The organism is Shewanella sp. (assembly GCF_048265805.1).
GTDB lineage: Bacteria > Pseudomonadota > Gammaproteobacteria > Enterobacterales > Shewanellaceae > Shewanella.
Map to the genome: position 1 here is coordinate 36,987 of NZ_JBLXAT010000018.1, position 21,458 is coordinate 58,444.

The 21,458-nt window shown below is 48.4% G+C and carries 21 protein-coding genes; 13 read left to right on the top strand and 8 right to left on the bottom strand.

Going from position 1 to position 21,458, the window contains the following annotated elements:
* The first annotated feature begins 120 nt into the window (after positions 1-120).
* The 10 genes from ACN0TT_RS13135 (at position 121) to ACN0TT_RS13180 (ending at position 8,558) form a co-directional block, all read left to right on the top strand.
* Positions 121-1,755 (top strand): methyl-accepting chemotaxis protein, encoded by a 1,635-nt coding sequence (locus ACN0TT_RS13135; protein ID WP_417762606.1) that lies wholly within the window; start codon positions 121-123, stop codon positions 1,753-1,755.
* A 162-nt stretch (positions 1,756-1,917) separates the two neighbouring features.
* Positions 1,918-2,175, top strand: coding sequence for an HPr family phosphocarrier protein (locus ACN0TT_RS13140; RefSeq protein WP_417762607.1), 258 nt, complete (start codon positions 1,918-1,920; stop codon positions 2,173-2,175).
* Between the two features lie 9 nt (positions 2,176-2,184).
* Entirely contained in the window at positions 2,185-3,900 is a 1,716-nt protein-coding gene (gene ptsP, locus ACN0TT_RS13145; protein ID WP_417762608.1) for a phosphoenolpyruvate--protein phosphotransferase, read from the top strand.
* A gap of 76 nt (positions 3,901-3,976) precedes the next feature.
* On the top strand, positions 3,977-4,486 hold the full coding sequence (gene crr, locus ACN0TT_RS13150) for a PTS glucose transporter subunit IIA (RefSeq protein WP_417762609.1): 510 nt from the start codon (positions 3,977-3,979) through the stop codon (positions 4,484-4,486).
* 75 nt (positions 4,487-4,561) lie between these two features.
* Positions 4,562-4,918 (top strand): arsenate reductase, encoded by a 357-nt coding sequence (locus tag ACN0TT_RS13155; RefSeq protein WP_417762610.1) that lies wholly within the window; start codon positions 4,562-4,564, stop codon positions 4,916-4,918.
* Complete coding sequence (gene dapE, locus ACN0TT_RS13160; RefSeq protein ID WP_417762611.1) at positions 4,915-6,045, top strand: succinyl-diaminopimelate desuccinylase; 1,131 nt, start codon at positions 4,915-4,917, stop codon at positions 6,043-6,045. Before ACN0TT_RS13155 ends, dapE begins: the two co-directional genes overlap by 4 nt.
* A complete protein-coding gene (locus tag ACN0TT_RS13165; RefSeq protein WP_417762612.1) occupies positions 6,039-6,746 on the top strand; it encodes a M15 family metallopeptidase in 708 nt (235 codons plus the stop codon). Before dapE ends, ACN0TT_RS13165 begins: the two co-directional genes overlap by 7 nt.
* A 120-nt stretch (positions 6,747-6,866) precedes the next feature.
* Positions 6,867-7,490, top strand: coding sequence for a carbonate dehydratase (gene can, locus ACN0TT_RS13170; protein ID WP_417762613.1), 624 nt, complete (start codon positions 6,867-6,869; stop codon positions 7,488-7,490).
* A 130-nt stretch (positions 7,491-7,620) separates the two neighbouring features.
* Positions 7,621-8,358 carry a 3-deoxy-manno-octulosonate cytidylyltransferase gene (kdsB, locus tag ACN0TT_RS13175; protein ID WP_417762614.1) on the top strand — a complete coding sequence of 246 codons (738 nt, stop codon included), beginning with the start codon at positions 7,621-7,623 and terminating at the stop codon, positions 8,356-8,358.
* An 11-nt stretch (positions 8,359-8,369) separates the two neighbouring features.
* Positions 8,370-8,558: a DUF2897 family protein gene (locus ACN0TT_RS13180; RefSeq protein ID WP_417762615.1), complete on the top strand. Its 189-nt coding sequence runs from the start codon at positions 8,370-8,372 to the stop codon at positions 8,556-8,558.
* Positions 8,559-8,630: 72 nt separating this feature from the next.
* Here ACN0TT_RS13180 and ACN0TT_RS13185 read toward each other — a convergent pair whose 3' ends face one another.
* From ACN0TT_RS13185 to zwf, 5 genes are all read right to left on the bottom strand, one after another.
* Complete coding sequence (locus tag ACN0TT_RS13185; protein ID WP_417762616.1) at positions 8,631-9,152, bottom strand: GNAT family N-acetyltransferase; 522 nt, start codon at positions 9,150-9,152, stop codon at positions 8,631-8,633.
* Between the two features lie 159 nt (positions 9,153-9,311).
* Entirely contained in the window at positions 9,312-9,962 is a 651-nt protein-coding gene (locus tag ACN0TT_RS13190; RefSeq protein ID WP_417762617.1) for a bifunctional 4-hydroxy-2-oxoglutarate aldolase/2-dehydro-3-deoxy-phosphogluconate aldolase, read from the bottom strand.
* A gap of 18 nt (positions 9,963-9,980) precedes the next feature.
* The gene (gene edd, locus ACN0TT_RS13195) at positions 9,981-11,807 is read right to left on the bottom strand and encodes a phosphogluconate dehydratase (RefSeq protein ID WP_417762618.1); all 1,827 of its coding nucleotides are present in this window, start codon (positions 11,805-11,807) and stop codon (positions 9,981-9,983) included.
* A gap of 10 nt (positions 11,808-11,817) precedes the next feature.
* Positions 11,818-12,522, bottom strand: coding sequence for a 6-phosphogluconolactonase (pgl, locus tag ACN0TT_RS13200; RefSeq protein WP_417762619.1), 705 nt, complete (start codon positions 12,520-12,522; stop codon positions 11,818-11,820).
* A 15-nt stretch (positions 12,523-12,537) separates the two neighbouring features.
* Positions 12,538-14,010 carry a glucose-6-phosphate dehydrogenase gene (gene zwf / locus ACN0TT_RS13205; RefSeq protein WP_417762620.1) on the bottom strand — a complete coding sequence of 491 codons (1,473 nt, stop codon included), beginning with the start codon at positions 14,008-14,010 and terminating at the stop codon, positions 12,538-12,540.
* A 338-nt stretch (positions 14,011-14,348) separates the two neighbouring features.
* On the opposite strand from zwf, the gene ACN0TT_RS13210 reads away from it, so the two are divergent.
* Positions 14,349-15,203 carry a MurR/RpiR family transcriptional regulator gene (locus ACN0TT_RS13210; protein ID WP_417762621.1) on the top strand — a complete coding sequence of 285 codons (855 nt, stop codon included), beginning with the start codon at positions 14,349-14,351 and terminating at the stop codon, positions 15,201-15,203.
* Between the two features lie 184 nt (positions 15,204-15,387).
* Complete coding sequence (gene pyk, locus ACN0TT_RS13215) at positions 15,388-16,827, top strand: pyruvate kinase (RefSeq protein WP_417762622.1); 1,440 nt, start codon at positions 15,388-15,390, stop codon at positions 16,825-16,827.
* Positions 16,828-17,160: 333 nt separating this feature from the next.
* On the opposite strand, the gene ACN0TT_RS13220 is transcribed toward pyk, so the two are convergent.
* The 3 genes from ACN0TT_RS13220 to smrA all read right to left on the bottom strand — a co-directional run bounded on the left by ACN0TT_RS13220 (position 17,161) and on the right by smrA (position 20,759).
* A complete protein-coding gene (locus ACN0TT_RS13220; RefSeq protein ID WP_417762663.1) occupies positions 17,161-19,437 on the bottom strand; it encodes an acyl-CoA dehydrogenase in 2,277 nt (758 codons plus the stop codon).
* Between the two features lie 23 nt (positions 19,438-19,460).
* The gene (locus ACN0TT_RS13225) at positions 19,461-20,087 is read right to left on the bottom strand and encodes a TetR/AcrR family transcriptional regulator (RefSeq protein WP_417762623.1); all 627 of its coding nucleotides are present in this window, start codon (positions 20,085-20,087) and stop codon (positions 19,461-19,463) included.
* Positions 20,088-20,171: 84 nt separating this feature from the next.
* On the bottom strand, positions 20,172-20,759 hold the full coding sequence (smrA, locus tag ACN0TT_RS13230; protein WP_417762624.1) for a DNA endonuclease SmrA: 588 nt from the start codon (positions 20,757-20,759) through the stop codon (positions 20,172-20,174).
* Positions 20,760-20,871: 112 nt separating this feature from the next.
* Here smrA and ACN0TT_RS13235 point away from each other — a divergent pair, with 112 nt between their 5' ends.
* Positions 20,872-21,444, top strand: a complete 573-nt coding sequence (locus ACN0TT_RS13235) for a YybH family protein (protein ID WP_417762625.1) — start codon at positions 20,872-20,874, stop codon at positions 21,442-21,444.
* The last annotated feature ends 14 nt before the right edge of the window (positions 21,445-21,458 follow it).

Here is a 21,458-nt window from a genome sequence, read left to right on the forward strand (position 1 = left end):
CATCGATTTAGGTGAAGCGCTTCCCAAAAATTGCTTCGTTTGAGGTATATTTTCGTTAGTCGTGAAATACTACAGCTAGCTGAGTTGCCATCTGTACGTCTTAACAAAAAAGGAATACCTATGTCATTGCTGCGACAGTTAACTATTCTGCAACGCTTAATTCTCATGTTAGTGCTGGCAGCGGTCGGCACCTTCTGCTTCGCGGGATTATCGATCAAAGAGCAGTACAACAACTTGGTTGACCAAAAGCAGGTGCAAAACCGTAGTTTGCTACAAACGGTATTGTCGTCTAACGCCACGCAAAAACAGTTATTACAACCTCTTGGGCTAACAGCCGCGGAGCAACAACAGCTGCTAATTGCTGGCATTGCGGGTCTGCAATATGGCAATGCCGGCTACTTTTTAGTGGTCGATAGCAGCGGCACTATTATTAGTAATAGCAACGATAAATCTACCGTAGGCAAAAATGTCAGCGCCTTGCGTACTAGCAGCGGTGAGACACCATTTCAAACCTTGTTTCAACAAGCGCAGCGCAGCGGTGAAGCAACAGATAGCTTCAAATGGCATCGTGGCGGCACCAATCAACAAGAAACGATTCAAGCCAGTGCACTAAAAGATACCAGCATGGGCTGGGTTATTATGACGGGCGCATTTGCCAGCGACATCAGCAGTACCATGTCCGCCGTGATATGGCACTACCTGATCATTATGACCTGTATTGCACTGCCGATATTTATCTTCTTCTTGCTATTGAATCAATCCATTAATCGCCCACTGCGTGCAGCCATCGACGCCATGAACAATATCGCCAATGGTGACGGTGACCTACGCACTCGCCTGCAAACAGACGGTAAAGATGAAGTGTCGGCGTTATCTGTGGCATTTAACCAATTCGTCGCCAAGATTAGCGATGCCGTGGTGCAGATGAAACCGTTGGGAGAATCTCTCAGCGTCGATGCGCAGCAACTTGGCAATGCAGTGTCTGAATCAAATCAAAGTGCGGAGCATGTACATCAAGAAACGGCCAGCGTAGCCACAGCCATCAATCAAATGCTCGCGACCACTCGCGAAATGGCCAGCAATACGCAGCATGCAGCCGACATGGCTACCAGCGTAAAAGACCAAGCCTTAGCGGGTAAACATACGGTTGAACAAACACTGAAACGCTGCAGTATTTTGGCCAGCGAATTAACCTCATCGGCGAAACAAACGCAAGCACTCGGCCACTCTTCGGCGCAAATCGGTGGCATTTTGGATGTTATTCAAACCATTGCTGAGCAAACGAATCTATTAGCACTCAATGCCGCGATTGAAGCAGCACGCGCCGGTGAACACGGCCGCGGTTTTGCCGTGGTGGCCGATGAAGTACGCGCCCTCGCCACTCGTACGCAGCAATCAACGAATGAGATCCAACAGATTGTCAGTGAGATCCAAACGGGCGTCGATGGTGTGATGCATAGCAATGATGTCACCCACAAAGAATCGGAAGAACTCAAAGTACAAGCATCAAAAGCTGATGAGGCAATGGCACAGATCCTTACGCTAATTGCCGATATCAATGACATGAACCATCAGCTTGCCAGCGCGACAGAGGAACAAACCTCGGTCACTGAAGAGATTAACCGCAATATCAGTAATATCTCCGAACTGACTGAAGTCTCTGTCGCCGCCAACGAAACGACTACCCGCGCGGCGAATGACCTCAGCAAAATCAGTAAACAGATGTCCAGTTCGCTGGCACAATTTAGAACCTAATCAGCGACATTAAAGCGGACGCCGGTCCGCTTTTTCGTGTCCGACAGTTCCCCTCAAACACATCTGTTGCCGCCGTAATATTGAATCTCGGCGGTATCTGATGCATGCTAGCGTGCTATCAGCGGCGCTAGCTGTTATGAATTGCCGGAGATAACCCCCATCATGTATGAGAAAACTGTCACCATAGTGGCACAACACGGGATCCACACCCGCCCTGCAGCACTCTTGGTGAAAGAAGCGAAATTGTTTGACTGTGATGTCATCGTCGAATGCCAAGGCAAACAAGCAAGTGCCAAAAGTTTATTCAAACTGCAGACATTGGGGCTGTATAAAGGTGCGACAGTTAGAGTTTTTGCCCAGGGAGATCACGCCGAAACTGCCGTTAACCGTGTTGCAGAGTTGTTGCTGACATTGAGCTAAGGAATCACGATGGAGCATAAAGGGATTGCAGTTTCAGCGGGCATCGCTCGAGGCACTTCGGTGCTATTTGAACCCTTTGATAACAGTTTAGATTATCGCTTATTACCGCTATATCGTATTCCCCATGAGCAACGTAAAGCTGTCGTTGCAATTGAACGGCTGTGCGCGCAATTAACCCAAAGCCTCGAACAACAACATCTCAACAAAGATACTTACACCCTAGTTGAAGCCGACTTGCTGCTGTTGCAAGATGATGAACTGCGGCAACAGATCCATAATTCCATCCGCGAATTACAACTGTCGGCAACCGCTGCGATAGAACGTGTATTTCTGCACCAAGCCAGTGAGCTAGCGGCGCTTGATGATCCGCTTATGGCGCAACGTGCTTATGATGTCACTAGTTTAGGCAAACGCATTATTGCCGTTATCAACGGCGTAGGTGATCAACAGCTCAGCAAGATCCCACCCGATTCTATCTTATTGGCCGAAGACCTCACGCCGGCAGAGTTTGCGCAACTGCCGTTAGACCGTATTAAAGGGATCGTACTAAAAACGGGGGGGCTAACTAGCCATACCGCTATTTTGGCGCGGGCAGCGGGTATACCTGCCCTGCTTTCCTGTGGTTTCAAGTTTGATGAGTTAACCGATGGTTTACCGATGGTGCTCGATGCCTACACCGGCCTATTGCACATCAGTCCCGACCAGCAGACCAATAATCAACTATTAGCGAAACAACAGCGCATACAACGCCGCAAAGAGGAGTTGTCAAAGTATCGCGACCAACCTTGCCAAACCCGCGATAACCATCGCATACAGCTCTTAGCCAATATTGCTACCGTAAATGACATCGCTCGTACCACTGATATCGGTGCTGACGGTATTGGGTTATTCCGTACCGAATTCCTGCTGATGGATGCAACACGCATTCCCGATGAAAAAGCGCAGTTCACCCAATATTATGAAGCGCTGCATCTGCTCAATGGCAAAACCATGACCATTCGCACGCTCGATATCGGCGCCGACAAAGAGTTTGCCTGCCTGCCTAGCAAAATGATTGAGGACAATCCCGCGCTTGGCGTGCGTGGTGTACGCTATAGTTTATTGCACCGCAATATGCTGCGTTCCCAGCTTAGAGCGGTGTTGCGGGTGGCGGCATTTGGCAAGGTGCGGTTAATGTTTCCCATGCTCACACAAGTTGAGGAGCTGGATGAGCTACTGCAGGAAGTCGCATTATGCCAGCAGCAACTTTCCGAAGAGGGAAAAGCGATTGGCGAACTGCAATATGGCATCGTGGTGGAAACACCGGCGGCCGTATTAAATCTGGATAGCATGCTCAACAAACTCGACTTTATCAGCATCGGCAGCAATGACTTAGCCCAATATACCTTAGCGGCTGATCGCACCAATCAAGAACTCACCGCCGATTATCCAGCCTTCAGCCCAGCAGTGTTGAAGCTGATAGAGATGACCATCGCAGCCGCCAAAAGGGCTGATGTAAGTTGTTCACTATGTGGCGAAATGGCCAGTGACCCGCGCATTGCTCCGATACTTGTGGGCATGGGATTAGATGAGCTGAGCGTTAACCCAGCCTCCATGCCAGAAGTAAAGGCCTTACTATGCGAAGGGGCATACACCCAATTTTGTGATCTAGCTCGCCAAGCGCTAGCCTGTAGACGAATATCTGAGCTGGAATCGTTGCTAATGAGTTGTCAGACAACGATTTAATTCAGTATGCTAATTAAGCGCTAATGAGCTCCATTACCGAGCGTTACTCACCAATACTAACAAGGACATTATTTCAATGGGACTTATGAGCCGAATCCGGCGCCTGGTATCAGGTCAACCCAATATCGAAGGAGGCATCAAAGTTTATGCCCCTATCTCCGGTGAGATTGTACCAATAGAGAAAGTTCCAGACGTGGTGTTTGCCGAAAAGATTGTCGGTGACGGTATCGCTATTAATCCTAAAGGTTGCTACATGTTGGCACCGATTGACGGCACTATCGGCAAGATCTTCGAAACTAACCATGCCTTTAGCATTGAATCGCCGCATGGACTGGAGCTATTCGTGCACTTTGGTGTGGGCACCATCGAGCTCAGAGGCAAAGGGTTCAAACGCTTAGCGCAAGAAGGTCAGCAAGTAAAAGCTGGCGATCATATCCTCGAATTCGACCTAGAGTATCTGCAAGAACAAGTCAGCAGCTTACTCACCCCCGTGGTGCTGGCAAACATGGAAGATGTGCGCAGTTTAAATAAGCACCAAGGACAAGTAGAGGCCGGTAAAGACGTCATCTTTGTGGTGGAAGTCTAACGGCCTCAACGCCATTGGTGCGCTGCATCACATTTGCTATACTGCCGCCAATGTATTCAAACAGTCAGAATCATCATGTCTTCAACACTTTATGGCCTGTCGCCAAAAGTCTGCGATACCGTAAAAAAAGCGGTAACTTGGTTAGATAAACACGCTATCGACTATCAATTCTATGACTATCGCGCCTCAGGGCTGAGCCGCGAACTACTCGATGGTTGGCTGGCGTTGACCTCATGGGAAAACCTATTTAATAAACGCTCTACGAGCTACCGCGCATTGACCGACGACCAAAAGAATACCCTAGATGCCACCAGCGCTCGGGAGTTGATGTTGGCTAACCCCACGTTGATCAAACGGCCAGTGCTGACCGATGGCAAACAGATTCTGATTGGCTTTAAAGAAGCAAATTACAAGGAGTGGTTCGGTAAATGACCAATGACGTACTAGAGTTGGCCAAAGCGCTTATCAGTCGTCCATCGGTAACACCGTTGGATGAAGGCTGCCAACAGCTGATGGCTGACCGTCTGCAACCTCTGGGGTTTAGCTGCGAATCAATGGTGTTTGAAGACACCACTAATTTGTGGGCACGCCGCGGCACAGAAGGGCCACTTTTTTGTTTTGCTGGCCACACAGATGTTGTTCCGACAGGCGACCTTAACCGCTGGCATACCGATCCATTTACGCCAACCGTGATTGATGGCTATCTGCATGGCCGCGGTGCGGCCGACATGAAAGGGTCGCTCGCGGCAATGGTGGTCGCGGTTGAGCGGTTTGTGGCACAGCATCCAAATCATAAAGGTTCAATCGCGCTGCTGATCACCAGTGATGAAGAAGGGCCATTTATCAACGGCACCACGCGGGTGATCGATACGCTTGAAGCTCGTAACGAGAAAATTACATGGGCATTAGTGGGCGAGCCATCCAGCACCCACAAACTCGGTGATATCGTGAAAAACGGTCGCCGCGGCAGCCTCACCGGCAACCTAACGGTAAAAGGGGTGCAAGGCCATGTTGCCTACCCTCACCTAGCGGATAACCCCATTCATAAAGCCGCGCCAGCGTTAGCCGAGCTGGCGGCTACTACGTGGGATAATGGCAATGCGTTTTTCCCCCCCACCAGCTTTCAAATTGCCAATATCAACGGTGGCACCGGCGCGTCCAATGTTATCCCTGGTGAGCTGGAGGTGATGTTTAACTTTCGCTACTCCACTGAAGTCACCGCCGAGCAATTGATCAGCAAAGTGGAACATATTTTAGATACCCATGGGGTAGACTACGATATTCATTGGATTTTTAACGGCTTACCGTTTTTGACGGATGAAGGCCCACTGCTTGAAGCCACCAAGACCGCCATCCACGACACCACTGGGCTCACTACCGATGCCCAAACCTCTGGTGGTACCTCTGATGGACGCTTTATCGCTCCTACTGGTGCGCAAGTGATTGAACTCGGCCCCGTGAATGCCACCATTCATAAAGTGAACGAATGCGTGTCTATCGCCGACCTAGAGCTACTGGCGCAGTGTTACCAGCGCATTTTGGAAAAGCTACTATGCTAACAGCTATCGACAATCAGCTGTTCGGTCTTGATGACTCATCACTACATCACTTCAGCGATGATGATGGCCGACAGTTGTGGCTCGATGCCGATGCGCTGTCGGCGTTTCAACAAATGAAGCACGCAGCGCAGCAAGATGGTGTACAACTAAATATCTGCTCCGCCTTTCGTGACTTTGAGCGTCAATGCCAAATTTGGAATAACAAAGCATCCGGCAAACGTAAGGTGCTGGATGCCGCGTCACAACCCGTCGATATCAGTCATTTCAGTGATCAACAACGATTAGACACACTACTGCTGTGGTCTGCGATTCCGGCCATGTCAAGACACCATTGGGGCACAGATGTCGACCTGTTCGATGCCAGTGCCATCAGCCGTAATGAGTTGCAATTGACCAATCGTGAATATGAAAGCGGTGGTCCCTGCTACTCGATGTTTTGCTGGCTAGAGCAGCACGCGACCAGCTTCGGATTTTACCGGCCATTTCAACAAGGACTCAGTGGGACCAGTGCCGAGTTATGGCATTACAGCTATTTCCCTACCGCCTCGCGCCTGCAAGCGCAATACGATACAGAAAAGCTGAAGCAACTATTAGCTAACAGCGATGTTGCCCTCAAACAGACCATACTGTCACAGCTTGAACAGTTGGTGACTACCTTTGTACAAACGGTCGCTCCTGCGCCGTCAAGGGCAGGTTTGTAAGCTGCATCACAAATGCGATGAAAAGCTATCGTTTTACGTAATGGATAGACCAGACGCACATACGCCTTTGGTATTATCAACCGAATTACAGGCAGTTTGCCCAGTAGCATAGGCAAGGAAATGAGACTACTAAAACCTCTGTTTGACAATAACCGTCGTTGGGCTGAACGGATCAGCAATGAAAACCCAGCGTTTTTCGGAGAACTTGCCAAACAGCAAAACCCCGAATATCTGTGGATTGGTTGCTCAGATAGTCGCGTCCCCTCCAATCAGATTATTGACTTGATGCCAGGGGAAGTATTTGTTCATCGTAATATTGCTAACCTAGTGATTCATACCGACCTCAACTGTCTTTCCGTACTGCAATACGCCGTCGACTTGTTGAAAGTCAAACACATCATGGTGGTCGGACACTACGGCTGCGGTGGCGTGCGAGCCTCTTTGTCTTCAACACGTAATGGCTTAATCGACAACTGGTTAGGACATCTGCGAGATATTTATCGCATTCACAGCGCTGAGCTTGACCGGCTGGATGAACGTAGTCGGTTTGATCGGCTATGTGAACTCAACGTCATTGAACAAGTCGCGAACGTTGTCAGCACCACCATAGTGCAAGATGCGTGGGCACGCGGCCAAGAGTTGGCAGTGCACGGCTGGATTTATAGCATCGACAATGGTTTGTTGACCGATCTTGATGTCGCCGTCGATGGCGATACTTGGCGCGAGCGTGAAATCGCCAAGTAATTCATGTCCGTTGCTTATCTGAGCGCCTCTTGCCTGATAAGCAACGAATATTTTTACTCGTCACAAGCCATTAATTTTCCAGCCTGTTAGAATAACGCCAGTATTCACGACTGTTTTTAGGAATAGTGACATGAAAGTTATCCTGATCATTCCGGCACGCTACGGCTCTTCACGTTTTCCGGGTAAGCCACTGGCCATGATTAAAGGCAAGCCGATGATCCAACGCGTTTACGAACGCGCTTTGCTCGCCAAAGGTATTGATGAAATCTACGTCGCCACCGATGATGAGCGTATCGCCGCTGCGGTAAGGGGTTTTAACGGCGAAGTGGTTATGACTGACGCCGATCTTGCCACTGGCACTGACCGCATAAATCAGACCGTCAGTCATCTAGACTTAGCTGACGACGATTTAGTCATTAACCTGCAAGGTGACCAACCGATTGCAGACCCAGATTCACTTGAGCAGTTAGCTGCACTATTCAAAGCTGCACCGGGTGAATTTGAGATGGCAACACTGGCATACCAGTTTGGTGAAAACGATGACCCACAAGATCCAAACCAGGTAAAAGTGGTGTTTGATAATGATATGTTTGCGCTGTATTTCTCGCGCTCATGTATTCCATTTGGGCGTGACGTACAAGACTACCCTATCTACAAGCATTTAGGGGTATATGCCTACACCTGCAAGTTTCTTAAAACCTTTGCCGCCTTGCCAATGGGCCGCCTAGAGCAGCTCGAAAAACTGGAGCAACTGCGTGCATTGGAGCATGGACACAGAATTAAGCTGGCGTTTAGTAAATACAATTCCACTGAAGTTGATACACCTGAAGATATCGCCCGCTGCGAACGTTTAATGGTTGAAGATTAAGGCGCGTGAGTATGTCGGATATTGAAGCGATCATAATTATTTTGCTGATTATTGGTGTCATTTTTAGCAATTTAGCCGTGCTAAAATACAGCGCTAAATTCAAAATGCCGCAATTCGGCGCCAAAGATAAGCATGGCAAAAAGCCAACCGATAACCGTTCGCCCGATGACGACGAAGATGACGAGCCGCCACGCCGTTAAGTAACAAGCCACCGAGTGTGGCTTGTTTGTTAAGAGGCCTCAGCATTTGGATTTAACGGGGTATCATGGCAATTAGGCGCCAGCACCTCGTGTAAATATATGGTCAGCATACAGGCGCCCGCCTATCTCGTACGTATCAGGTATAACGCGGGTCAGCACGAAACCATTTTTGAGCAAAACCTGCGCAGATGCCTCATTCCCCTCAGTGACGACGGCGCGAAAGTGGTGAATATTTAAGTCTGATATCGCCCAACTAAGCAGAGCTTTTAATGACTCCGTTGCGCAGCCTTTGCCATGACTGCTAGGCAACAATAAATAACCCACCTCCGCGATACCATCTTGCAAACAGAAACCAGTAACTCCGAGCTTTTGGCCGGAGGTGCGATGTTGAATGGTCAAGCAAAGCCAATGAGGTGAATCAACATGCCATGGCTGAAGACGCGCAGTAAAACGCATTTGGATCTCTGCCATTGTAGGCGTATCAAAACACAATGCCGTAACGTCGCTATCCAGACGCAGTGCTTTGAACAGTGGCCAGTCAGCCTGACAAAGCTGTGTCATTTTCACTCGAGCAGAGAGAATTGCTATCGCCATATGCTTCCTTTTGAGTGACGGAAAAACTCGGTTGTGTGTGGCGCAACTGAGAATGATTCACTGACTATAAATTCTCCCCGTCAGCGATAAGAAACAAAAACGCCCGTAGTATGTTTACTGCGGGCGCTTATATCATTAATGTCTACTAGCTTTACTAATTTACTTAGCGTTAACTCCGCTTAAGGCTTCTTGGCACAACTTAGTAATGTGCTGCCAATCGCCCTCTTCCATGGCGCTCACAGGTGCAATCCAGCTACCGCCGATACAGTCAACGTTCGCAAGTTTCAGATAGTCACGATAGTTTTCTGGTGTAATACCGCCAGTTGGACAAAAACGCACGCCAGCTAATGGGCCGCCAAACGCTTTCAATGCACCCACACCGCCAGAAGCTTCAGCAGGGAAGAATTTGAAATGGTCATAACCTTGAGTCAAACCTTCCATCACCTCAGAGATGCTTGCTACGCCTGGGATCAACGGAATTGAGCCCGCCTTACCAGCAGCCAAAATGGCCGGTGTAGCGCCAGGGGTAATCGCAAATTGCGCGCCAGCGTCTGTGGCCTGTTTAAGTTGAGCTTCATTCAAAATAGTACCGGCACCAACTACGGCGTCAGGCACTTCTTGCGCAATTTTACTAATTGCAGCCAAAGCGCACTCGGTGCGTAGCGTCACTTCCAATACTTTAATGCCACCCGCCACCAGCGCTTTAGCCAAAGGCACCGCATGTTCAAGCTTATTAATAACCATTACAGGAATAACTGGACTCAGGTTAAACACTTCCTGAGGCTGCAGTGACCAGTGATTATTTGCCATCTTATTGTTCCTTAACGGTTAGTAATGTTCATCAACGGCACTAGTGCTACGAGCACCAGTTTCTGGGCTACTAAAGCTTGCCCTTAAGGTCGTAAACAATTCACGTCCCATGCCATAACGCACATGACGCAATGGGACTTCTTCAGCTTCGCGTTTAGCGAGTTCCGCTTCATCCACCAGCAGAGAAATTTCACCGCTTTCGCCATCTACACGGATCACATCGCCAGTTTTCACCTTGGCAATCAAACCACCGCTTAAGGCTTCAGGCGTTAAGTGGATAGCCGCTGGCACTTTACCGGACGCCCCTGACATGCGGCCGTCAGTTACCAATGCAACGTGATAACCATTATCTTGTAGCGAACCGAGAATTGGTGTCAGCTTGTGCAGCTCTGGCATACCATTGGCTTTCGGGCCTTGGCCTTTTACCACGATTACGCAATCGCGATTTAGCTCGCCTGCTTTATAAAGGCCGTTGAGCTTATCTTGATCGTCGATAACTATCGCTGGGGCTTCTACAACGCGGTATTTAGGCTGCACCGCAGAGACCTTCATCACTGCTCGGCCCAAATTACCTTTCAACAGTTTTAAACCACCATTAGGCTGGAATGCGTTAGATACTGGAGCCAGCACCTCGGTATCCAAGCTTTCAGTGGGTCCATCAACCCACACTAAGCTGTCATCAATCAACTTAGGCTCTTGGGTATAGCGACGTAAGCCGAAACCAGCAACGGTCGCAACATCTTCATGCAGCATGCCCGCATCCAGCAGTTCGCGGATCAAAAATGCCATGCCACCAGCGGCGTGGAAATGGTTGATATCCGCATGGCCATTGGGATAGACCCGAGCCAACAACGGCACAACGGCCGAAAGCTCAGCAAAGTCGTCCCAATTAACGATGATGCCTGCCGCGCGAGCAGCAGCGACCATATGCATGGTCAAGTTGGTTGAACCACCGGTAGCCAACAGCGCCACAATGCCATTAACGATAGATTTCTCGTTAACCACTTCGCCCACTGGCGTGTAATCAGTACCCAGCGCCGACAAACGGCACACTTGGCGAGCCGCCGCTTGTGTGAGTGCTAAACGCAACGGGTCATCAGGGTTAACAAATGAGGAGCCAGGTAACTGCAAGCCCATCACTTCCAGCACCAATTGGTTGCTGTTAGCCGTACCGTAAAAAGTACAAGTACCTGCTGAGTGATAAGATTTCGCTTCAGCTTCTAATAGCGCCGCGCGGTCCACTTTACCTTGGGCAAATTGTTGGCGAATACGTGCTTTTTCTTTGTTTGGGATACCTGAACGCATTGGTCCAGCAGGCACAAATAGCATCGGCAGGTGGCCAAAGCTCATTGCTCCGATTAATAAACCGGGGACGATTTTGTCACAAATTCCCAATAACAATGCGCCATCAAACATGTTATGCGACAAACCGACGGCGGTGGCCATGGCAATCACTTCACGGCTGATAAGACTCAGCTCCATACCTGGCTGCCCTTGGGTGACGCCATCACACATTGCAGGCACACCCGCAGCAACTTGGGCAACACTGCCAACAGATTGACAAGCTTGCTTGAGAATGTCTGGGTAGTGCTCATAGGGTTGATGAGCCGACAGCATATCGTTAAACGCAGTCACAATACCGATGTTGGCTTTGGTTAACTGCGTGAGTGATTGTTTATCATCAGCTGAACAAGCGGCAAAACCATGCGCCAAGTTACCGCAGCTGAGGCTACTACGATAAACGCCTTGGGCTTTAGCCTCGGCAATGGCTGCAAGATATTTGCCGCGATGTTCTTTACTACGAGCAATGATCCGATCGGTCACTGCCGTTATTGTCGCATGCATGAATTACTCCTTAGGCGCTCCAGAACACGTCGACTGGCGTTGTGTGTTGTGCCAATACTGCACGTATCGGCATTGCCTTAATGTCTTCGTTTTCTAGCGCTTTTTTATACACATCCAGTTTTTGCTCGCCGACTAAGTGCAGATAAATCTGACGGCTATTTAAAATAGCGCAGCGGCTAAAGGTGATGCGCTCATAGGGTGCGGTTTGCGGTTGCACAGCACACAGTAATGCGTCGGTATTTAATGCGGTATCAAGCTGTTCAGGTGCCGCACAAGGGAACCATGAACAAGTATGGCCGTCATTACCCATGCCCAAAATCACCACATCAAACGGACGTGGGAAATTAGCTAACTGTTCAGTCGTCATATCAACGCCAGCAGCTGCTGTGGCAAACATGTTTTTTAAACCACGGAACTTGGCGTTCGCGGCGCGGTTTTTCAGTAAACACTGGCGCACCGTGTTTTCATTAGAGTCTGCATCGTCGGTAGCGACCCAGCGCTCGTCAGCCAATGTGACGAACACTTCGCTCCAGTCGATCGACTTTTCGCTAAGTTTGTTAAATAGTTCGGTAGGTGTACGTCCACCAGAAACCACTAAACTTGCGGTACCACGTTTATCGATAGCATCCTGTAGCTGAGCGGCAATGCGCTCAGCTAACTGTTGTTCTAACGACTCAGGGCTATCAAACGATTTAAAGACAGCTTCCTTAATCATCGAACCACTCCTTTGTTATTCATCCCACGAACGACCGTCTTTAGTGATCAGTGCAACGGATGCGACTGGCCCCCAAGTACCGGCCGGGTAAGCTTTTGGTTTCTCGCCGCTTTGTTCCCAAGCTTGAATGATACCGTCAACCCAAGTCCATGATTGTTCAACCTCGTCACGACGAACGAACAAGGCTTGATTGCCTGACATCGCTTCTAACAGCAAACGTTCATATGCATCAGCAATACGTTCGGTTTTGAACGTGTCAGAGAAACTCAAATCCAGTTTCGTGGTCTGCAGACGTTGTTTTTGCTCCAGACCTGGCACCTTGTTCATCATCTGAATTTCAACCCCTTCATGCGGTTGCAGACGAATGGTCAATTTGTTTGGTGGCAAGTTACGATAGCTATCACGGTACAAATTGTGCGGCGGATTTTTGAAATAGATAACAATTTCAGAACTTTTCACCGGCATACGTTTGCCGCTACGTAAGTAGAACGGCACACCAGCCCAACGCCAGTTATCGATATCAACACGCAGCGCTACGAAAGTTTCGGTGTTTGAATGAACGTTGGCGCCTTCTTCCTCAAGATAACCTGGGACCGGTGAACCTTTCAGGAAGCCTGCTGAATACTGACCACGAACGGTGTTTTCAAACACATTGTCCATAGTGATAGGACGTAGTGACTTCAAGACTTTCACTTTTTCATCACGCACGCTATCGGCGTCAAGGTTCACCGGGGGATCCATCGCAACTAAGGTCAACACTTGCACCAAGTGGTTTTGAATCATGTCGCGCATCTGACCGGCTTTATCGAAGTAACCCCAACGGCCTTCGATACCCACTTCTTCTGCCACAGTGATCTGCACATGGTCAACGGTGCGGTTATCCCATTTAGAGGCGAAGATTGAGTTAGCAAACCGCAGTGCAATCAAGTTTTGCACGGTTTCTTTACCCAAATAGTGGTCGATACGGTAAACCTGCTTCTCGCTAAAAAAAGCAGAAACTTGGTCGTTGATCACTTTAGATGAAGCCAAATCGGAACCGATAGGTTTTTCCAAAACAACGCGAGTTTCAGAAGTGATCAGATCCTGTTCATGCAAACAACGGCAGATATCACCGAAAATCGATGGAGGCGTGGCGAAGTAGTTGACCATTACCCGCTTGCTTTGATCGATAACTTCATGAAATGCGGCATATTCCGACGCTTCAGTGAAATTAGCACCAATATAATGGCAACGCGCCAAGAAACGTTCGAGTGTTTCTTCACACAGAGGTTCTTTAACGAACGTTTCCAAAGACTTAGTCACCTTGGCGATAAAATCTTCTTGTGTGAATTGATCTTTCGCTACACCGATAATCTGCGTATCAGGATGTAACAGTTCTGCTTTATCTAATTGATATAAAGAAGGTAACAACTTGCGTCGAGCTAAATCACCTTTGGTACCGAAAAGTACGAAATCACAGGCTTTAGTCTCTGATGCTGTTCTGCCCATAGCGTTATTGTCTCCATTGTGACAACGGCTGCGTACCTCTGTCGATGTGTACGTAACCACTCTATTAGGAAATCGGAATACAAAATTTGTTGTAATATAACAACACGTATATCCAATTTCACCTAGTAATTAGTCGAACCTTTGAAATAGAATCTAGGCATAACCTTAATAAGTCTGATATGCTCTTTTGACCTAAAATCAAGACGTTCACGTCTGTTAGCGCTGCATTCAACACACGCGAACAACTAAATAAAGGTGCGTTTTGTATTCTTGTTCACAGCTTTGTGATCAAAGAATTAAGAAAATTACATAACCATTTTCAGCGGACGTTACATAGTATGAATACCCTTGAAAAGGTTCAAAAGAACCTGCCTCATTTCAGCAAGTCTGAACGCAAAGTTGCCGAAGTGATTCTGGCTTCGCCCCAGACAGCCATTCATTCCAGCATCGCCACGCTGGCTAAATTAGCAGATGTAAGTGAACCTACAGTGAACCGCTTCTGTCGTCGTTTAGACACTAAAGGGTTTCCTGATTTTAAACTACATCTCGCCCAAAGCCTTGCTAATGGTACTCCCTATGTTAGCCGACATGTAGAGGAAGATGACACTCCAGATTCCTATACTAACAAAATCTTTGAATCTTCAATGGCTTCTCTCGATACAGCTCGTCAAAGTATCGACCATTCGGCGATAAATCGAGCAGTGGACGTGTTGACCCAGGCGAAAAAAATCTCCTTTTTCGGATTGGGCGCATCAGCATCCGTCGCTCACGATGCGCAAAACAAGTTCTTCCGCTTTAACGTCCCGGTAGTTTGTTTTGACGACGTGCTCATGCAACGCATGAGCTGTATCAGCAGCACTGAAGGTGATGTGGTTGTGTTAATTTCCCACACAGGTCGGACTAAGTCGTTGATAGAGATAGCCCGTCTCGCCAGAGAAAATGGCGCTTCTGTTATCGGTATTACCGCGAAGAATTCACCACTAAGTAAAGAATGTACATTACCAGTGACGCTGGAAGTACCAGAAGATACTGATATGTATCTGCCAATGGCTTCACGTTTAGCGCAGCTAGTCATCGTCGATGTGCTGGCAACAGGCTTTACCCTGCGCCGCGGGCCTCGTTTCCGCGAGAGCCTGAAACGGGTTAAAGAGGCGCTGAAAGAATCACGCATCGAAAAGAACGACCCCTTGTAAGCCGATGATTGATTAAAAATGGGGCGGTAATTGGAAAATTACCGCCCCATTTTTTGTCAAATTTGTATAATCTCACAAAAATAAACTTTGAATCAGATCGGTTTTTTGTCTGTAAGTTTCCTACACCGTTGCATTTTGTATGATAAAATGCGTTCCAGATTCTTTAAACTTAACGGAGTTAACTATGTTCCGCAGAACTAAAATCGTTACCACTCTGGGCCCTGCCACAGATCGGGATGATAACCTGCGCAAAATTATTGCAGCTGGTGCCAACGTTGTTCGCTTGAACTTTTCTCATGGCTCTCCGGAAGACCACATGAAACGTGCCACTGACGCACGTAACATTGCCAAAGAACTTGGCAAACATGTGGCGATTCTTGGCGATCTACAAGGCCCTAAAATCCGCGTTTCTACTTTCAAAGATAATAAAAAAGTACACTTGGAGTTGGGGCAACGCTTTGTATTGGATGCAGAGTTAGCCAAAGGCGAAGGCGACGAAAACCAAGTTGGCATTGATTACAAGCAACTGCCAAACGACGTAACTGTTGGCGATATTCTGATGTTAGACGATGGCCGCGTACAACTAAAAGTTGAAGCGGTGGAAGGTCGTCGCGTGATTACTTCGGTAACAGTGGCGGGTCCTTTGTCTAACAACAAAGGAATCAACAAGAAAGGCGGTGGTTTATCTGCAGCGGCGCTAACCGACAAAGATAAAGCTGACATCCTGACAGCAGCCAAAATTGAAGTTGATTACTTGGCGGTATCCTTCCCACGTAGTGGTGCGGATCTGGAATATGCACGTGAACTAGCACGCGCAGCCGGTAGCCAAGCCTTGATCGTATCTAAAGTGGAACGTGCTGAAGCCGTAGCCTCAGAAGAAGCGATGGATGATGTGATCAAAGCGTCTGACGTGGTGATGGTTGCTCGTGGTGACCTCGGCGTTGAAATCGGCGATGCCGCGCTAGTTGCGGTACAAAAGCGCTTGATTGCTCGCTCTCGTCAACTGAATAAAGTAGTGATCACTGCGACCCAGATGATGGAGTCAATGATCTCTAGCCCAATGCCAACTCGCGCCGAAGTGATGGACGTTGCTAACGCGGTATTAGATGGTACTGACGCAGTAATGTTGTCGGCAGAGACGGCGGCTGGGGACTTCCCAGAAGAAACCGTTAAAGCAATGGCCAACGTGTGCCAGGGTGCGGAAACGCATCCATCTGCACGTGTATCTAAGCACCGTTTAGATCAGCACTTCTCTTCTGTTGAAGAAACTATCGCACTGTCCACCATGTACGCAGCCAACCATTTAGAAGGCGTTAAAGCGATTATCGCGTTGACTGAATCAGGCGCTACACCAAAACTGATGTCACGTATCAGTTCTGCACTGCCAATTTTTGCGCTGACACGTCATCCTCGCACCTTAGCGGCAATGGCACTGTTTCGCGGTGTTTATCCAGTGCAGTTTGACACCACAGCATACAAAGCTGAAGAAGTGGCACGTGGCGCATTAGAATGCCTGCGTGAGCGCGGTATCCTTGAATCAGGTGATTTAGTACTGATGACTAAAGGTGACGTGATGGAAACCATCGGCGGCACCAACACCAGCAAAATACTGATTGTGCCATAGACATAACCGCTACTTGCTTGTGATTGAAAAGGTACGTCTGGCACGTGCCTTTTCTTTTATCTAGCCTTTCATACTGTTCCTTATGCTTCGCCCTCATCCACCGATTAGCCTTTCAGTAACGACTCAATCACCGAGTTATCGCAGGCATAAGAGGCCAACCAAACCATCACGCACCTATTAGCCTTTTAAGCCGCAACCCGTAATAACTCAATCGCCAAGTTATCCGCCCGCATAAAATGCCATCATGCACCAGCGCCGCCTTTCTGCGGTTGCAGCAAAGAAAAAACCACCGACTATGCGGTGATTTTTCCTCATGGCTTACACAGAGTTAGATTAGAGACTGTCAAAATCATCCACATTGATTGCCGCTAAACGCAAACTATTTGCTGCTTGCAGGCATTTTGCTTCATCATCAGAAATCACCTTTTGCTCGAACGCCGTAATGATGAGCTGCTCCGGCGGCAAATGTTTAGCTAATTTGCCAGCCTTCTGCGCTGTGCGCAAACGGGAGAACAATTCACGGCAGCCGTATAGTGCTCGGAACGCCTGCTCTACTTCAGCAATGCCAGAGTGATCCTCTTTACCAAACTCAGGCGCCAGATGTGTCAGCCGCTCACGAGCTGGGCTAGGCTTCAGCATCTCAGTCGCCACTTGTCTACTTAAATCATCAGTTGGGCCAGTAAAGCGATTGCCCAATGGGAACACCACCATACGCAGTAACCACGCCAGCGGACGATTAGGGAAATTACGGATAGCACCACTAAGTGCGCTAGCTGCCAATTGCAGTCGCGTTTCTAGCGCATGTTTAACGATGGGTAAGTCATCATACTGTCTACCAGTGTCTTCGAAATGCTTCAATGTAGCCGATGCCAGATACAACTGACTTAACACATCGCCCAAGCGGGCTGATAGCATCTCGCGACGTTTGAGGTCGCCGCCCAGAACCAACATCGCAATATCGGTAACAAAAGCCAGTGCCGCCGACAGACGCCCCATCCATTTATAGTACTGTCGTGTATCACCGCTTACCGGCGCAGAGGCTAACGTGCTGTAGCTCAGAGCATGCATAAATGCCGCCCCGGCATTACGCGCACTGTAACCTAAATGGCCCATCAGTAAATCGTCAAAGCGGATTAATGCTTCATCATCATTTTGCATTTGCGCCGCTTCCATCTCCGCTAAAACGTAAGGATGGCAACGCGTAGCGCCCTGACCAAAAATCATCAAGCTACGCGTAAGAATATTGGCACCTTCAACGGTGATCGAAATAGGGTTGGCCATATAACCATGAGCCAAATAGTTCTTTGGCCCCATCTGAATGCCCTTACCCGACTGAATATCCATGGCATCATTCATCACCTGACGCCCCAGCTCGGTCATATGGTATTTCGCAATAGCCGTCACGACAGACGGTTTAACTTTGAGATCGATACCTGTCGTGGTTAAGCGACGCGCCGCTTCCAATTGGTAGGTGTTGCTGATAATACGCGCTAACGCTTCCTGAACGCCTTCAAATTGGCCGATAGACAATCCAAATTGCTGACGCACGTAACTGTAGGCCGTCGTCGTTTTGGTAGCTAAATGTCCCGTAGCGGTCGCCAAAGCCGGCAGCGAAATACCGCGGCCTGCCGACAAACATTCCACCAGCATGCGCCAACCTTTACCGGCGTACTCTGCCCCACCGATAATCCAATCGAGTGGAATAAAGACCCCATCACCTTGGGTGGTGCCATTCATAAAGGCCATATGCAGCGGATCATGCCGACGACCGATATTGACACCTTGATGCGATGTTGGGATCAGCGCACAAGTAATGCCCAAATGCTCCTTCTCACCCAAAAGATGTTCAGGGTCGCGCATTTGAAATGCAAGTCCCAACACGGTAGCCACCGGTGCCAACGTAATATAGCGCTTGTTCCAAGTGAGTTTTAAGCCAAGTACCTCTTCGCCCTCAAACTCCCCTCGACACACAATACCAATGTCAGGAATCGCGCCAGCATCGGAACCAGCTTCAGGGCCAGTTAGCGCAAAACATGGGATTTCAGTGCCGTCAGCCAGTGCAGGTAACCAACGTTGCTTTTGCGTCTCTGTACCATAATGCGTTAATAACTCGCCAGGACCGAGCGAATTAGGCACCATCACAGTGACGGCCGCACTTAGGCTACGTGAAGCTATTTTGCTAACAATGGTTGAATTGGCATAAGCAGAAAATGCTTTACCACCAAATTTTTTAGGAATGATCAGTGCGAAAAACCCTTCTTGCTTCAGGTAACTCCACACCTCTGGTGGTAAATCACGGCGTTTGTTAACGATGTCATAATCGTCAAGCATCTTAAGTAAGGTGTTGACTTGATTATCAAGAAAGGATTTCTCTTCAACACTTAATGCCGGTTTACCGTAACTGTGTAGCAAATCCCAGTTGGGTTGGCCACGAAACAGTTCCGCTTCCCACCAGATGTCGCCCGCTTCCATTGCTTGCCGTTCCGTATCAGAGAGCGGCGGTAATACTTTGCGGAAAAAGCGCAGCGTTGGGCCACTAATAAAGCGTAAACGTAGCTCTTTAACAACAAACAACGCGACAACCAACGCGATAATAATAACGAGTAAAATAGTCATAATGTTACCTATGGGAGTTATACCGCTACGCCGGATGCAATGTAGGGGATCACTTTACGAATAACCGTTTCAATGTTGTTTCGCTCACCAAAATCGGCCGCCGCTATGTCCATTAACGCATCAGCAGAGCCCATGGTGAACACCACAGTGCCTAAGGTGAAGTGCAGGCGCCAAAAGATGTCCGCCTTAGGAATATTTGGCACGCTTTGCTGCACCGCAGTCACAAACTGATGCAGATGTTCGCCGTAGTGTGAGGTGATAAACCAACGCAAATGGCCTTGGCTTTCGATATAGCCACGCCCTAGCAATTGCAAAAAGGTGCGAGTGCCACCATTGCGAATACGATCAAGCGCCAACAAGGGGCCAACTAAGGCTGAAAAGATTTCCGTCAACGACGCATTAGGCTTTTGCTGGCGTAGCGTGGCAATCTCGTCCGAGGCGGCCGGCATAAATTGATCGAGGTAGCGTGCAAGCACCGCTCGGATCAACTCTTTTTTTGAACCAAAATGATAATTGACCGACGCCAGGTTTACTTCGGCCTTGCTGGTGATGAGACGAAGAGATGTCTCAGAAAAGCCACGCTCGGCGAATAACTTTTCTGCGGCATCTAGTATTTTGGTTTTGGTATCGATTCGGCCGGACATAGCGCCCTCAGTCAAATTTTAAACATACGTTTAAATTAATTGGTGGCTGAGAGTATGTCAAACAAAATACTCGGCTGAATCTATCTATCGCCTGCGCACACCTCGTGCGTTAGTTTCTCGGCTCTCAATCCGTTTAGCGGTTGATTTAGGTAACATCACATACACCGCACCGTAGCCACCGTGATGACGTTGTGCGCTGTGAAAAGCCATCACCTCGTCTACTTGACTTAGCCAATAGTTCACGCAGGACTTAATCAGTGCTGGAAACGGCTTACTCGTGTGGCCTTTACCGTGGATAATGGTGACGCAACGATGACCACGTTTGATCTGAGCCTGTAGAAAAGACAGTAAGTAATCTCTCGCCTGAACGACAGACATTGCGTGAACATCCAACTCCGCTGCCGTTTGATATTGACCCAAACGCAAATTTTTAAACACAGCTTCTTGCACGCCTTCACGTTTAAAACTCAGCATATCCTCGGGCTTTACTGGCGGGATTAAAGTAAGATCAGTAATTAGACGTTGATGATATTCACTCAGTTCCGCCGCTGCTTTTCGTGCTAACTGTCCGGCTGAAGGCTCATTGCGGATAGTCTGCTGGCTAACATCGTGCCTAAGAGGCACCACATCGGCCATCTCTTCCAGAAAAAGATTACGGTCAGTTTGCTCCATTGCCCGTCCCCCAGACTCAAGTTTGGCTACACACTTTGTAAATAAATCAATCTTCTGATTAAAATACGTATCCATTATAGTGACAACAACTGCATAAACTTCGAATTACTTAATGAAATTCCTACTAACTGCTTTCATCTTACTCAGTTTGATGATCGCCCCAAGCTGGGCTAAAACGCACCAAGAGCAAGATCAGGCAGCCTTGAATGCAATATATCGACAGTATGCCACAGCGTTTGCGGCGCTAGATGCTGAGCAACTTAAATCTGTCTATGCAAAAAATGCCACTTACGTGCCGGAACAACCTAGTATTGGCATTATTAAGGGGCTGGACGAGGTATTAGCGCTGTACCAAAAGTTTTTTGATCGAGTTAAAAAACGCCGGGCTACGCTAGAAGTCGATTTTCGTGTAGTCGATAGGCAACGTCACGGCAATGAGGTAACTGACATTTGCTACTACATGGTACGCTTTCATCCGCCTAAAGATACCGAAGAGCCGATCAGTGAGTTTGCAGGTAAGTTAGTTATGGTACTTAAAAAAGCTGACCAGACCACGAACCAATGGCAAGTGGTATTGGATGTGAGTAACCGTGCAGAGCCCAAGCTATACTACGATGCGACACCGAAACCAAACTGGTATTACGGCGAACAATTTTCACCGATAAAAGCCCCGATTAACCCATAGGCTCAACATTACCT